This is a genomic window from Nocardia anaemiae NBRC 100462 (assembly GCF_001612725.1).
Classification (GTDB): domain Bacteria; phylum Actinomycetota; class Actinomycetes; order Mycobacteriales; family Mycobacteriaceae; genus Nocardia; species Nocardia anaemiae.
Genome location: NZ_BDAZ01000068.1, coordinates 25,755 through 40,488, shown reverse-complemented (window position 1 = coordinate 40,488; position 14,734 = coordinate 25,755). Strand labels below are relative to the sequence as shown.

The following is a 14,734-nucleotide window of genomic DNA, read 5'->3' as shown; positions in this document are numbered from 1 at the left end:
AAGCCCGCGGCGTCCACGTTATTCCTCGTCGTCCTTGACCAGACCACGGCGCACTCGGGAGGCGTGTTTGCGTTCGGCGGCGCTGATCCGGTCGTTCTGCTCCAGGCGGATATCGGTGCCGCGACCGGTGGGCACCATATCGATGCCCGCGGAGATCTGCGGCTCCCAATCGAAGGTGACATCGCCGATGGTGACCGGCGCGCCGGGCTCGGCGCCCTGCTTCACCAGTTCCTCTTCGACGCCGAGGCGGGCCAGGCGGTCGGCGAGGTAGCCGACGGCTTCGTCGTTGTCGAACTGGGTCTGGTGCACCCAGCGCTCCGGCTGCGGCCCGCGCACGATGAAGCCGCCCGGCTGCTCGGGATCGGCGATCACGCTGAAGCCGGTCTCGTTCACCGCGATCGGGCGGATCACCGGACGCTTCGGCGCGGCCTTCGGATGCGCGATCCGGTACTGCTCGACCATCTCGGCGAGCGCAAAGGTCAAGGGGCGCAGGCCCGCTCGGCTCACTGCCGAGATCTCGAAGACCGGCCAGCCACGTGCGGTGAATTCGGGCGTGACCATCTCCGCCAACTCGGCGGCATCGGGCACATCGACCTTGTTCAGGATCACCACGCGCGGCCGATCGGCCAGATCGCCGAGTCCGGTATCGGCATCCAGAGCCGGTTTATAGGCGGCGAGTTCGGCCTCGAGCGCATCGACATCGGAGACCGGATCGCGTCCCGGCTCCAGCGTCGCGCAGTCCACGACATGCGCCAGCACCGCGCAGCGCTCCAGATGCCGCAGGAAATCCAGCCCGAGCCCACGCCCCTCGCTCGCACCGGGAATCAGACCGGGCACATCGGCGATGGTGAAGGTGGTGTCCCCGCTGGAGACCACACCGAGATTGGGCACCAGTGTGGTGAACGGATAGTCCGCGATCTTCGGCTTCGCCGCCGAAAGCACCGACACCAGCGAGGACTTACCCGCCGACGGGTACCCGACGAGGCCCACATCGGCAACGGACTTCAGCTCGAGGACGAGATCGCCCTCCTCACCGTCCTCACCGAGCAGCGCGAAACCGGGCGCCTTGCGCGCCTTGGAGGCCAGCGCGGCATTACCGAGCCCGCCCCGTCCGCCACGGGCCACGATGAATTTATTGCCCGAACCGACCAGATCGACGACCACCTTGCCATCGTCGTCCAGCACCACGGTGCCGTCGGGCACCTTCAGCACCAGATCGGTGCCCTGCTTGCCGTCGCGGTTGCTGCCCTCGCCCGGCTTGCCGTTGCTCGCCTTGGCGTGCGGGTGGAAATGGAAGTCCAGCAGCGTATGCACGTTCGGATCGACCTCGAGGATCACATCCCCGCCGCGCCCGCCATTGCCGCCGTCAGGTCCGCCGAGCGGCATGAACTTCTCGCGGCGCACGGAGGCGCAGCCGTGACCACCCTTGCCCGCACGCACGTGCAATACGACACGGTCGATGAATTTGGACATGTCCGAATCATCCTCCTCGGTGGTCAGAGATGGGGGAACGCGATCTTTCGAGAACGCGAAAAGCGGGCCAGGGAATGCACCCTGACCCGCTCAGCTGTATCCGGAGTGGCTTAAGGCGCTCAGGCCTCGACCGGCTCCTGGACGACGATGTTGACGGTCTTGCGGCCACGCTTGGTGCCGAACTCGACCTTGCCCGCCGCGAGGGCGAACAGGGTGTCGTCGCCACCACGGCCGACGAGCACACCGGGGTGGAAGTGCGTGCCACGCTGGCGAACCAGGATCTCGCCCGCCGAAACGGTCTGGCCACCGAAACGCTTGACGCCGAGTCGCTGGGCATTCGAGTCGCGGCCGTTGCGCGAGCTGGATGCACCCTTCTTATGTGCCATTTCTGAACTCCTGTGAAGTAATTCGAGAAAGCGCGGAGGCTTACTTGATGCCGGTGACCTTGAGGACCGTCAGCGGCTGACGGTGACCCTGACGCTTGTGGTAGCCGGTCTTGTTCTTGAACTTGTGGATGCGGATCTTCGGGCCCTTGGTGTGCTCGACGACCTCGGCGGCCACCGAAACCTTGGCCAGCTTGTCCGCATCGGTGGTCAGCTCGGCGCCGTTCACCACGAGAACCGGGGCCAGCGCCACGGACGAACCCGGCGCACCCTCGATCTTCTCGACCTTCACCAGGTCACCGACCGCGACCTTGTACTGCTTTCCGCCGGTCTTGACGATCGCGTACGTTGCCATCGGTCGGCTGCCCTTCTTCCTGTAATGCGCGCGGCTCGCGCTCGCGCGGCTGCGTGCTCCCGCCCGGATGACTCCGGCTGGAAACCACAGCACTCTGGTCTGGTAGTCATCGCCGCCTCAGCAACCTGGTGGCTCTCGGCTTCGAGCCGAGTCACAAACACAGCGCAGGTAAGCGCTGTCGCGGGGCAGCGACTGTCCAAGATTACAGGACGGGTAGCACCCCGACCAAACCGGTGCCCGCGAAAGGCAGGACCCCCGTCGCGGAATGCGGCGGGGGTCCCGGGTTTTCGGATCGTGGCGATCAGTTCGCGTCGTCCACCGGCGGTCCGGCGGGACGACCGACGGCCCGGCGGCGTGGCTTGCGCGTGGGCACCACGACCGGCACGTCCGCCGTGTAGTCCACCACGGGCCCCGCAGTCCCCTGTTCCGTCGTCGGCAGCACGAAGACCGCACCGGTGCTGTCGGCGGCCGGTGCGGCCGCCGAACGCGCGACGCGACGTCTGCGGCCGGTCGGACGGGGCGCGGATTCGGACACACCGTTGGCCGACGCCGCGACCTGCTCTGCCGCGGGCTCGGCGGGTTCATCCGCCACGGACGTCGAAACCGCGGCCTCGACCTCTTCGGGTGCGGGCTCGACGGCCTCTTCGGCCAGCCCTTCCGCCGCCACGGCTTCTTCGGTTACGGCTTCCGCGACTTCCTCGGCGACCGCCTCCGCGACCTCGTCGGCGACCGCCGCAACGGAGTCGGAGACCACGATCTCTTCGACCGCAGCCTCATCGCTCGCCCCGACGACATCGGCAACGTCTTCGACATCCTCCGCGGGCGCCGTCTCCTCCGACTGATGCGCCGCCATCGCCAACGCCACCGGATGAGCCCGCTTGACCGCGATCTCCGCCTCGTCTTCGACAGCGTGCGCGGTGCCATTGCCGGCAGCGGCGGGTGCACTCGCAGCCGCGCCCTTGTCCCGGCCGCGCCGCCGCCGCGACCCGGTCTCCCGGCCGCCGCGAGCACCGTCCTCGGCACCCGTCAGCTCCACGGGGTAGGTGTGCACGAGGATGCCGCGACCATGGCAGTGCTCACAGGTCGTCGAGAACGCCTCGACCAGGCCGGTACCCAGCTTCTTGCGGGTCATCTGCACCAGGCCGAGCGAGGTCACCTCGGATACCTGGTGACGGGTGCGGTCGCGGCCCAATGCCTCGGTCAGCCTGCGCAGCACCAGATCCCGGTTCGATTCCAGCACCATGTCGATGAAGTCGACGACGATCATGCCGCCGATATCGCGCAGCCGCATCTGGCGCACGATCTCCTCGGCCGCCTCCAGATTGTTCCTGGTGACCGTCTCTTCCAGATTGCTGCCGCCCGCACCGGTGAATTTGCCGGTATTGACGTCGATGACGGTCATCGCCTCGGTCCGGTCGATCACCAGGGTGCCGCCCGAGGGCAGCCACACCTTGCGATCGAGCGCCTTGGCGAGCTGCTCATCGATCCGATAGGCCTCGAAGACATCGACGCCGTTGTTCTCGTGCCGGGCGACCCGGGCGAGCATGTCCGGCGCGACCGTGCGGATGTAGTTCTCGACGGTGCTCCAGGACCGCTCACCCTCGATGACCAGTTTGGAGAAGTCCTCGTTGAACAGGTCGCGAATGACCTTGACCAACAGATCCGGCTCTTCGTACAGCGTCTTGGGCGCGCCGTTGTCCTTGACCTCGGCGGCCTTCTCGATGGTGCGCCAGGTCGCCTGCAGCCGCTCGACATCGCGCGCCAGTTCGGTCTCGCTGACCCCCTCCGACGCGGTGCGGATGATCACCCCGGCATCGGCGGGCACGATATCGCGCAGGATCTCCTTGAGCCGCTTGCGCTCGGTATCGGGCAGCTTGCGGCTGATACCGGTGGACGAACCGCCCGGCACGTACACCAGGAAGCGTCCGGCCAGGCTGATCTGGGTGGTCAGCCGGGCGCCCTTGTGCCCGACCGGATCCTTGGAGACCTGCACCAGCACCTGATCGCCCGGCTTGAGCGCCTGCTCGATCTTGCGCTCCTTACCGCCGAGACCGGCGGCCTCCCAGTTCACCTCACCGGCGTAGAGCACACCGTTGCGGCCGCGGCCGATATCGACGAAGGCCGCCTCCATCGAGGGCAGCACATTCTGCACCTTGCCGAGATAGACATTGCCGACCATCGACGCCGAACCGGTATTGGTGACGAAGTGCTCGACCAGGATGTTGTCCTCGAGCACCGCGACCTGGGTCGCGGTCGGATGATCCGAAAGACTCTTCTCGCGCACCACCATGACCCGGTCCACCGCCTCGCGGCGGGCCAGGAACTCCGACTCGGTCAGGATCGGCGGGCGACGGCGACCGGCCTCGCGACCGTCACGCCGACGCTGCCGCTTGGCCTCGAGCCGGGTGGAGCCGGTGATGCCCTGCACCTCGTCGACGGTGGCGCGACCGCGGCTCTTATTGCGCGGCTCACGCTCGTGCACGACGGTATTCGGCGGATCGTCCTCGGAGACGCCCTCGCTATCGGCGCCCTCTCCCGCCACCTTGCGACGACGACGGCGACGGCGACGGCGGCTCGAACCCTCCGGCACGCCGGATTCGTCATCCTCGGTCTCGGTGTCGTCGCTGGGCTCGGCTTCGGCCTCGCTCTTGGCGGCGGCTTGCTCGTCCTCGTCGGTGGCTTCGGTGTCGTCACCATCGGATTCGGCGTCGGCCTGCTGCTCGCCCCGGCCCCGGCCCCGACCGCGGCGGCCACGCCGACGGCGACGCGGCTGATCGGCCTCGCCCTGCTGTTCGGTCGACTCGTCCTCGGTGGTCTCGGGCTCTTCCTCGACGGTTTCGACCGCGGCTTCCGCAGCGCGAGCGCTGTCGCGCTCGGCACGACGGCTTTCGCGCTCTTCCCGACGCCGCCGACGCGCCTCTTCGGCGGCCGTTGCGTCCGGCGGCAGGAACAGCGGTGCGGCGACCGAGGCCGGGGCCTCGAAGACGACCGGCGTCGCGACATGCGGCTCCTGCGGAACCGAATGGGTGAACAGCTGCACCGACGGCTGATGCGCCGCTGGCTGCTCCGCCGATGGCAGCAGCGATCCGGACTGGTCGATCGGCTGGTCCGGCGCGGAGAAGATGGGGCCCGGCTCGGGCTCCGGCGGCACCGGCTCGGCGGCGACCGGTTCTTGCCCGGCGGCCTCGGGAGCCTCCGGCTCGACGGCCTCGGACTCCACTGTGCCGAGCGCATCGCGGACAGATTCCGCTACCGCTCGATCGACATTCGATTGCGCACTACGTGCGTCGGCACCCAACTCGGCGAGCTTGGCCAGGATGCGTTTGCTGGTTACTCCCAGCCGCTTGGCAAGCGCGTGAACTCGGATTCGCTCCGGCAATTGTTCGGCATCCTGTGATGTTGTTGTCAGCGGCTCTTGATCGGCCACGAAGTCTCCTCGGGTCCCCGGGCGCGTCCCTCCTGGCAGGAGTGACGCGGCCGACGCGGGGGCACTGTCCGTTCACCTCACGCGGTTGGCGCAAGGTCAAGTGGTCTCGCCCCGCATGCCCGGTTAACACCTTTTTTTGTTCGTCGTCGGGCTAACTGGTCACGCGGCGCCTGGCTGTTGGCTGAACTCCACGGCGCGAGCGCTCATCCAGCGTGCCGACGCGAACCTCCGACCCCAGCAACGGGCCAGCTGTTCGTAGCAGCGATGATCGGCATCGAACCGCGGTGTCATCCGGTTACCGTCCGGCACCGATCGTCCGCGTACCTGCGCGAACAGTCGATGTCGTCAGCAACCACTGCCAGTATCCCACACCGTGCGGCGACGGCTCGCCATCGCCGCACTCTCAGGGCCTTACCTCAGGCCGGGAACTCGGGAAACCAGAGCCCGATTTCCCGCTTGGCGGATTCCGGCGAATCGGAGCCGTGCACCAGGTTCTCCTGGGTCTCCAGTGCGAAGTCGCCGCGAATGCTGCCGGGGACGGCCTTCTCGACCGGATCGGTGCCGCCGGCGATCTGACGGAATGCCGCGATGGCGCGCGGACCCTCCAGGACGGCCGCGACGACCGGGCCGGAGGTGATGAACTCGATCAAGGACCCGAAGAACGGCTTCTCGGCATGTTCGGCGTAGTGGCCGCGCGCCAACTCGTCGGATACCTGCTTCAGCTCCAGGGCGGCGATCTTCAGGCCCTTGCGCTCGATCCGGGCCAGCACCTCACCGACGAGGCCACGGGCCACACCGTCCGGCTTGATGAGTACCAACGTCTGCTCAGTCACGGCGCTCAGCCTAATAGGCGGTACCCCCGGTTACCGAACCGGCGGCTAGGAAGAGCCCTCGATGCGCTGACTCGGCAGCAGGCCGAGTTCCATCCGGCGTTTGACGTCGGCGCGCAGCACCAGGATGAAGCCCCAGACCACGGCGAAGAAAACGCCCATGACGCCGATGGACAGGTGCACGAAGACGCCGAGGATCAGCAGGACCTGCAGGCCCAGATTGAACGGGATGGCCCATGGGCGGCGTTGCATCCCGGCGCCGAGGATCATCACCAGCGCGAGGACGACGAGGTAGCTGCCGGAGAACCAGCCGATACCGCCACCGACGGACCCGACGACGGGCAGTGCGAGCAGCACGGTGATCGCCTCGAGAATCAGCGTGCCCGCCATGACGCCGCGCAGACCCTTCCACGGGTCGGTGGCGGGCGGGGGGACCTGCGGCTCGCCGTCGGCCCGGTCGGGCTCGGCGGCGTCGCCGGTTGGATCGGTCACGCTGTCTCCTTCTCGGCATGGCACATGATTCGCGCACTGCGTTCGCTCATGCCGGTTCCTTCCCGAACAGGGCGCGCGCCGCACCGGCGGTGACCACGGATCCGGTCACCACGACGCCCGCACCGGAAACCATCTCCGCATCGCCGACCTCCTCGGCAATGGCGATGGCCGATTCCAGCGCGTCCGGCAGGGTCTCGGCGGTGACCACCCGCTCGTCACCGAAGCGCTGCACGGCGAGGTCGGCGAGGCGTTCGATATCCATGGCCCGCGGCGAACCATTGTTGGTGACGACGATCTCGTCGAACACCGGCTCCAGTGCGTCCAGCATGCCCGCCACGTCCTTATCGCCGAGCACCGCGACGACACCGACCAGCTTGCGGAAGTCGAATTCCTCGGTCAGTGTGGCGGCCAGCGCCCGCGCGCCCGCCGGATTGTGCGCGGCGTCGATGAAGATGGTCGGGGCATTGCGCATGCGCTCCATCCGCCCCGGGCTGGTGACGCTCGCGAAACCGGCACGCACCGCCTCGATATCGAGCTGCCGATCCGCACCCGCGCCGAAGAACGCCTCGACCGCGGCCAGCGCGAGCACCGCATTGTGGGCCTGGTGCTCACCGTGCAGCGGCAGGAAGATCTCGTCGTAAACCCCGCCGAGGCCCTGCAATTCGAGCTGCTGGCCGCCGACCGCGATCTGGCGGGCCAGCACCCGGAACTCCGAGCCCTCGCGCGCCACCGCGGCGTCGACCTCCACGGCCCGGCGCAGCAGCACATCCATGGCCTCGGGTTCCTGCTGGGCGATGATGGCGACGGTATCGCGCGGTACCAGGCTGTCCGGGGCACGCTTGATGATCCCGGCCTTCTCGCCCGCGATGGATGCGAGATCGTCGCCGAGGAAATCGGTGTGGTCCAGACCGATCGGGGTGATCACAGCGACCTGTCCGTCGATGACATTGGTCGCGTCCCAGCGACCGCCCATACCGGTCTCGACCACCGCGACATCCACCGGCGCCTCCGCGAAGGCGGCGTAGGCCATGCCGGTGAGCACCTCGAACTTGCTCATGGCCGGACCGTCGGCGGACGCGGACTGCTTATCGATCATTTCGATATAGGGCAGCAGTTCGCGGTAGGTCTCCACGTACTTGGCCGGGGTGATCGGCATGTTATCGATGCTGATCCGCTCGGTTGCCAGCTGCAGATGCGGGCTGGTGATCCGACCGGTGCGCCGGTGCAGGGCGGTCAGCAGCGCATCGATCATCCGGGACACCGAGGTCTTGCCATTGGTGCCCGCGATGTGGATGGCCGGATAGCTCTGCTGGGGTGAGCCGAGCAGATCCATCAGCGTCGCGATGCGCGACAGCGACGGCTCGATCTTGGTCTCCGGCCAGCGCCGATCCAATTCCGCCTCGACCAGCGCCATTTCGGCGAGGTCTACCGGGGACGGCCCGGAGCCGAGCCGCCGCTTCGGCTGCTCGTCGTCGCCGTACTGTGGCTCCGGTTCGGAGTTCACTTGCCGCTCAATTCCGCGAGCCGGGCGCCGATGCGCGCGACCTCGGCCTCGGCGACATCGCGACGTCCCTTGATCTTGTCGACTACCTGATCCGGCGCCTTGGCCAGGAATGCCTCGTTACCGAGTTTTGCTGTGGTGGTTGCCAATTCCTTCTCGGCCGCGGCGAGGTCCTTCTCCAGGCGGCGGCGTTCGGCATCCAGGTCCACCGCGCCGGAGGTGTCGAGCTCGACCGTCACGGTGGACCCGCTCAGGCGCACCTCGACCGAGGCGGTCGCGGCGAATTCAGCGCCGGGCTCGGTTAGCCGGGCCAGGTTGGTCACCGAATCGTGCAGTTCGGTGAGACCCGCGGTGTCCAGGCCGATCAGCTTGGCCGCCACCTTCTGCTTATCGGCCAGCCCCTGATCGCTGCGGAAGCGACGGATCTCGGTGATCAAGCGCTGCGCATCCGAAATACGTTGCGCGGCGGTCACATCCGTAACCACACCGGTGGCCTTCGGCCAGGTGGCGACGACGACGGACTCACCGCCGGTCAGCGCCCGCCACAGCGATTCGGTCACGAACGGAATGACCGGATGCAGCAATCGCAGCACCGCATCGAGCACATTGCCGAGCACGATGCTGGTCGACTCGGCGCGCGAACCACCGGCGGCGAACTGCACCTTGGACAACTCCAGGTACCAGTCGCACAGTTCGTCCCAGGCGAAGTGATACAGCGCCTCGCAGGCCTTGCCGAATTCGTAGGCGTCGAAGGCCGAATCCACCTCGGCGCGAACCTCTTCGAGCCGATCGATGATCCAGCGATCGGCATCGGTGAGTTCGCGGCGATCGGGCAGCGCGCCCGACTGCGCACCGTTCATGAGTGCGAACTTGGTGGCGTTGAACAGCTTGGTCACGAAGCTGCGTGAGGCGAGGGCATGCGGTTCACCGACCGAGAGGTCACCACCGGGCTGCGCGCCGCGCGCCAGGGTGAACCGCAGCGCGTCCGCGCCGTAGGAGTTGATCCAGTCCAGTGGGTCGATGCCGTTGCCGCGCGATTTGGACATCTTCTTGCCGTACTGATCGCGAATCAGGCCGTGCAGGAACACATCCTTGAACGGCACCTGCTTCGCGCCGCCCTTGCCCGCGGTGAGCACATGATCGTCGGAGACGAAGGTGCCGAACATCATCATCCTGGCCACCCAGAAGAACAGGATGTCGTAGCCGGTGACGAGAACGCTTGTCGGATAGAACTTCTGGAGTTCCTCGGTGGAATCGGGCCAGCCCATGGTGGAGAAGGGCCACAGGCCGGAGGAGAACCAGGTATCGAGCACATCCGGGTCCTGCACCCAGCCCTCGGGGGCGGTCTCGTCCGGACCGACGCAGACCACTTCGCCGTCGGGGCCGTACCAGATCGGGATGCGGTGGCCCCACCACAGCTGGCGCGAGATGCACCAGTCGTGCATATTGTCGACCCATTCGAACCAGCGCGGCTCCTGGCTGGTCGGGTGAATCACGGTGTCGCCGTTGCGAACCGCGTCACCGGCGGCCTTGGCCAGCGACTCCACCTTGACCCACCACTGCATCGAAAGGCGCGGTTCGATCGCCTCGCCGCTGCGCTCGGAATGTCCGACGCTGTGCAGATACGGCCGCTTCTCGGCGGCGATCCGGCCCTCGGCGGCGAGCCGCTCGCGCACCTTGACCCGCGCCTCGAACCGGTCCATACCGTCGAATTCGGTTCCGGTGCCGGTAATCCGGGCGCGCTCGTCCATGATGCTCGGCATGGGCAGGTTGTGCCGCAGGCCCATCTCGAAGTCGTTGGGGTCGTGCGCGGGGGTGATCTTCACCGCGCCGGTACCGAATTCGGGATCGACGTAGTCGTCGGCGATGATCGGGATCTGGCGTCCGGTGATCGGATGCTCGAGGGTGCTGCCGATCAGATCCTTGTAGCGCGGATCCTCCGGATGCACCGCCACCGCGGTATCGCCGAGCATGGTCTCCACCCGGGTGGTGGCCACGATCACATGCGGCTCATCGTCGTTCAGCGAGCCGTAGCGCAGCGAAACCAGCTCACCCTCGACATCCTCGAATTTGACCTCGATATCGGAGATGGCGGTGCGCAGTTCCGGCGACCAGTTGACCAGGCGCTCGGCCCGGTAGATCAGGCCCGCGTCGTAGAGGCGCTTGAAGATGGTCTGCACGGCTCGGGAGAGCCCGTCGTCCATGGTGAAGCGGTCGCGGCTCCAGTCGACGCCGTCGCCGAGCGCGCGCATCTGCCACTGGATCTGTCCACCGGATTCGCGCTTCCAGTCCCAGACCTTGTCGATGAACAGTTCGCGGCCGAAGTCTTCCTTGGTCTTGCCGTCGACCGCGAGCTGCTTCTCCACGATGGTCTGGGTGGCGATGCCCGCGTGGTCCATGCCCGGCAGCCACAACACCTCATAACCCTGCATGCGCTTGCGGCGGGAGAGGGTGTCCATCAGGGTGTGGTCGAGCGCGTGGCCCATGTGCAGGCTGCCGGTGACGTTCGGCGGGGGCAGCACGATCGAGTAACCGGGCTTGTCGCTGCTGGGATCGGCGGCGAAGTAACCAGCCGCTACCCAGCGCTCGTACATCTCGGCCTCCACCTCGCTGGGAACCCAGCTCTTGGGGAGGGCATCGGCACGATTACGCGGGTTGTCAGGGGCTGTGCTGGTCACCCCGGCATTCTAGTGGGGCGCCCGCTGAGCTCATAAAAGGGCCGGGAGATAAAACCGGCGGAGTCTTCGGTGGATGAGGGACACCGAAGACTCCGCCTACACCCGGAGAGCTTACCGCCGAAACCGGGCCGGGCTCCGAATCCACAACTAATTCTCAGCTTCTTGACGAGTTCATTACGCGGCTGCCGCAACGGCACCTGACTCCCGCCCCGATGGCGGGTCCGCCGCCCTGCCAGAATCAGGGTTTTCCCTGTTGCCGAATCGAATCGGGCTAGGGAGCCTGGAAGAGGTGAACCCTCCGCTTGATTCGCCTTATCCCGGTTCGCAACCGCGACTACCCGATATCCCGGTCGTAACACCGGATTCCGTGCACGATCTCCGCGGACGCACGATCGAGGAATTGCGATATCCAGCGAGGACGGCGCTGCTCGTGGCCGGAATCCCGGGGGCGGGCAAGAGTACCGCGCTGCGAATGTTCTTCGGCGCGCAAGCCGATGCCGAGCAGCCGCCGCTGGGTCCCGCGGGCTCGGTGGTGGTGGATTCGCATCATTCGCGAAATCGGTGGCGGCGCAGGCTCGGTCGACTCCCGTATCCGTTGTGGCGGCCGGTGGTGCACATCGCGCATTACGCCGGAATCCGGGCCGCACTGCGCGACGGCACCGGCCCGGTGGTGATCCATGACTGCGCTACCTTCGGATGGGCCAGACGAATGATCGCCCGCTGGGCCAGGCGCTACGGCCGGGAGCTGCACGTGATCCTGCTCGATGTGCCCGCCGGTGTCGCACGCGCCGGTCAGCACGCACGCGGACGTCGGATCAATCCGATCTCCTTCACCCTGCATTGCCGACGCTGGGATCGCCTCATGCGCGCCGTCGACTCCGGCCATCCACCGCCGCCCGAGCCCATGTCCACGGTCGTAGTCGACCGAACCACCATCGACCGCCTAGGCCGGGTCAGTTTCGTGGCTTGACGAGCAGCGATCAGGGGACCAGCACGGTAAGCGCGCCGGGGACCGCGCGCAGCGTGACGGGGAGAGCGCCCGCGGGTTCGCCGTCGGCGGTGGCCGGAGCGCCGGGAGCCGTCAGGGTCACCTGGGCGACCCGATACTGCTTGGATTCCGGGTGATCGATTCGCCTGCCCGCCGACAGGGCGGGCAGCAGGCGCAGCATATCCAGGCGCGAAACCGCGCCTACGACAGTCAGATCCAGTAGCCCGTCGTCCATTACCGCGTCCGGGCAGACCAGCATGCCGCCGCCATAGGTGCGCGTGTTGCCGATGGCCACCATGACGGCGTCGGTCTCGATGACGGTGTCGGCGTCGGGATTGTCGAGTGCACCGGGAACGACGCCGGACAGCTCGATTCGGTACGGCACGGTGAAGCGGCCGGAGATCTCGGCCAGTGCCGCGAAGGTGTAGCGCAGCGGGCCCTTGGGCCAGCGCATATCGTTGGCGCGCAAGGTGACTCGCGCATCGAATCCGGTACCGGTGACAGTGGCGAACCACTTGGGTGCGAATCCGGGCAACGGCGATTCGATGCGGCCGAGATCGATGGTGCGGGTGCGGCCGCCGAGGATCAGGTCCGCGGCCGCGACGGGATCGTCGGTGGGCACACCGATTTCGCGCGCGAGATCATTGCCGGTGCCCGCGGGTATCAGGCCGAGCGGAACACCGGTCTGCGCGATGGCTTCCAGCACGACATTCATCAATCCGTCGCCGCCGATGCAGACCACCGCGTCCGGCGCGGCACTACCGGTGATCGAATCCCGCACCTGGCGTATGGATTCGGCGGCCGACGGTGCGCGGACCTCGGTGACCTCGACGCCCTTTTCGGTGAACCGCGCCAGCGCGGCCGCGGCCACCTCGTGCCCTCGGCCGACACCGGACTGCGGGTTGGTCACCACGGTGATCCGCCGCACCGCCTCTGTCACGGGACGAGCTTTCCGGGGTTGAGGATGCCCGCGGGGTCCAATTCCCGCTTCACCGCGCGCAGTACGCGCACGCCCAGATCGCCGATTTCGTCCGGAATCCAGGGTCGGTGGTCGGTGCCGACCGCATGATGGTGGGTGATGGTGCCGCCCGCGGCCACGATCGCGTCACCGACTGCGCGTTTCGCGATGTGCCACTGTGCGATCGGATCGTCCAACTGTTTGGCGATAACGGTGAAGTACAGCGACGCCCCCGTCGGATAGGTGTGCGAGATGTGGCACATGACCAGCGGCGGGGTGCCCTGCGCGGTGAGCGAATCGGTCAGTGCCGCAGTCGCCTTCGCCTTGAGCGCGGTCAGGTTCGACCAGGTCGTCGCGGTTTCCAGGGTTTCGCACAGCACACCGAGATCGAGCAGCGCATCGCGCATATAGGGTGCGGCGAAACGCCCGTGCTCCCATTCCTGGGCAGGGGCCCGCCCCAGCGCAGTCCCGCCCGCGTCCGCGAGTAATTCGCCCGCTTCGGCGCTGCGGCCCGCGACATGCGCCGCGGCACCTTCGAAGGTGGTGATGGCCAGACAACCGGCCACCGGCTCACCGCCGATATCAGCGGAGCGCGCCAGATTCACGCCGGTCTCGACTTCGTCGGATAACCGCAGCACCGTTGGCACGGCACCCGCCTGCACCACCGAACGCAATGCGGCGGCGCCGGTTTCGAAGTCCGGAAAAGACCAGGCCTGGTAACCGACGGTCTCCGGGACAGCGTGCACCCGCAGCGTGACCTCGGTGATCACGCCGAGGGCGCCTTCCGATCCGACGAACAATTCACGCAGGTCCGGGCCCGCGGCCGAGGCGGGTGCGCGGCCGAGTTCCAGGGTGCCGCTGGGCGTTGCGATCTTGAGGTGCTGGACCATGTCGTCGAAGCGTCCGTAGCCAGCCGATGCCTGACCAGAGGATCGGGTTGCCGCGAAACCACCGATGCTGGCGAATTCGAAGCTCTGCGGGAAGTGACCGAGCGAAAATCCATGAGCGGCAAGAATTTCCTCGGCCTCGGGGCCGGTGAGTCCCGCGCCGAGGGTGACGGTGCCACTGATGGGATCGATCTCCGAAATACCGTCCAAGCGGCGCAGATCGAGCGCGATGACGGTATCGAAGCGCCCGCGGACCGGATCGACACCGCCCACCACGCTGGTACCGCCACCGAAGGGGACGACCGCGATGGCGTTCTCGGCGCAGTAACCGAGCACCGCGAGCACCTGCTCGTGATCGGCGGGGAAAACGACGGCATCGGGGGCGTCCTGCGGACCATCGGCGCGACGGCGCAGCAGGTCGGGGGTGCTTTTGCCACCCGCGTGCAGCAGACGATCGTGGTGGTCGACCGAAATGCTGCCCACGCCGACCACCGCGACCAACCCGTCCCGTTGAGTCGGCGTCAGCGCCGACTCGCGTAGCGGCACATCGCCCTCATCGCGGCGCGCCACCGGGTCACCGGACACCCCGAAGACCTGCGTCAACAGGTTCCGCACCGAAGCCGAAAGCGGCTTGTGTCCGGCGGGGATGCCCCAGGCGTCCCAAACCATACTCGCCGCATACGTCGGCTCGCCCGGGTTTGCGGCGTGCGCACCGGTCGCGGCGGACCCGATTTCGTCGGCGTGCTCTTGCGTCTCGACCAT

General features: G+C 67.4%; 11 protein-coding genes. 1 reads left to right on the top strand and 10 read right to left on the bottom strand.

The window, feature by feature from the left end:
- Nucleotides 1-18 precede the first annotated feature (18 nt).
- From obgE to NA5_RS31960, 8 genes are all read right to left on the bottom strand, one after another.
- Entirely contained in the window at nt 19-1,473 is a 1,455-nt protein-coding gene (obgE, locus tag NA5_RS31995) for a GTPase ObgE (RefSeq protein WP_062992748.1), read from the bottom strand.
- A 119-nt stretch (nt 1,474-1,592) separates the two neighbouring features.
- The gene (gene rpmA, locus NA5_RS31990; protein ID WP_062992747.1) at nt 1,593-1,859 is read right to left on the bottom strand and encodes a 50S ribosomal protein L27; all 267 of its coding nucleotides are present in this window, start codon (nt 1,857-1,859) and stop codon (nt 1,593-1,595) included.
- A 40-nt stretch (nt 1,860-1,899) separates the two neighbouring features.
- Complete coding sequence (gene rplU, locus NA5_RS31985) at nt 1,900-2,211, bottom strand: 50S ribosomal protein L21 (RefSeq protein WP_040687720.1); 312 nt, start codon at nt 2,209-2,211, stop codon at nt 1,900-1,902.
- Nucleotides 2,212-2,512: 301 nt separating this feature from the next.
- A complete protein-coding gene (locus NA5_RS31980) occupies nt 2,513-5,638 on the bottom strand; it encodes a translation initiation factor IF-2 N-terminal domain-containing protein (RefSeq protein ID WP_062992746.1) in 3,126 nt (1,041 codons plus the stop codon).
- Between the two features lie 416 nt (nt 5,639-6,054).
- A complete protein-coding gene (ndk, locus tag NA5_RS31975) occupies nt 6,055-6,471 on the bottom strand; it encodes a nucleoside-diphosphate kinase (protein WP_062992745.1) in 417 nt (138 codons plus the stop codon).
- A gap of 45 nt (nt 6,472-6,516) precedes the next feature.
- Nucleotides 6,517-6,858 (bottom strand): DUF4233 domain-containing protein, encoded by a 342-nt coding sequence (locus NA5_RS31970; RefSeq protein ID WP_084484590.1) that lies wholly within the window; start codon nt 6,856-6,858, stop codon nt 6,517-6,519.
- Nucleotides 6,859-7,006: 148 nt separating this feature from the next.
- Nucleotides 7,007-8,464, bottom strand: coding sequence for a bifunctional tetrahydrofolate synthase/dihydrofolate synthase (gene folC, locus NA5_RS31965; protein WP_443093753.1), 1,458 nt, complete (start codon nt 8,462-8,464; stop codon nt 7,007-7,009).
- On the bottom strand, nt 8,461-11,139 hold the full coding sequence (locus NA5_RS31960) for a valine--tRNA ligase (protein ID WP_062992743.1): 2,679 nt from the start codon (nt 11,137-11,139) through the stop codon (nt 8,461-8,463). Before NA5_RS31960 ends, folC begins: the two co-directional genes overlap by 4 nt.
- 289 nt (nt 11,140-11,428) lie before the next feature.
- On the opposite strand from NA5_RS31960, the gene NA5_RS31955 reads away from it, so the two are divergent.
- Complete coding sequence (locus NA5_RS31955) at nt 11,429-12,109, top strand: AAA family ATPase (RefSeq protein WP_245672491.1); 681 nt, start codon at nt 11,429-11,431, stop codon at nt 12,107-12,109.
- Between the two features lie 10 nt (nt 12,110-12,119).
- On the opposite strand, the gene NA5_RS31950 is transcribed toward NA5_RS31955, so the two are convergent.
- The gene (locus tag NA5_RS31950) at nt 12,120-13,067 is read right to left on the bottom strand and encodes a YegS/Rv2252/BmrU family lipid kinase (RefSeq protein ID WP_062992742.1); all 948 of its coding nucleotides are present in this window, start codon (nt 13,065-13,067) and stop codon (nt 12,120-12,122) included.
- On the bottom strand, nt 13,064-14,641 hold the full coding sequence (locus tag NA5_RS31945; RefSeq protein WP_062992788.1) for an FAD-binding oxidoreductase: 1,578 nt from the start codon (nt 14,639-14,641) through the stop codon (nt 13,064-13,066). The genes NA5_RS31950 and NA5_RS31945 overlap by 4 nt, the downstream gene beginning before the upstream one ends.
- Between the last annotated feature and the right edge of the window lie 93 nt (nt 14,642-14,734).

What these genes read in the sequence shown, in the direction of transcription:
- obgE (WP_062992748.1), bottom strand. Translation starts at nt 1,473, where the DNA reads ATGTCCAAATTCATCGACCGTGTCGTATTGCACGTGCGTGCGGGCAAG.
- rpmA (WP_062992747.1), bottom strand. Translation starts at nt 1,859, where the DNA reads ATGGCACATAAGAAGGGTGCATCCAGCTCGCGCAACGGCCGCGACTCG.
- rplU (WP_040687720.1), bottom strand. Translation starts at nt 2,211, where the DNA reads ATGGCAACGTACGCGATCGTCAAGACCGGCGGAAAGCAGTACAAGGTC.
- NA5_RS31970 (WP_084484590.1), bottom strand. Translation starts at nt 6,858, where the DNA reads ATGGCGGGCACGCTGATTCTCGAGGCGATCACCGTGCTGCTCGCACTG.
- NA5_RS31945 (WP_062992788.1), bottom strand. Translation starts at nt 14,641, where the DNA reads ATGGTTTGGGACGCCTGGGGCATCCCCGCCGGACACAAGCCGCTTTCG.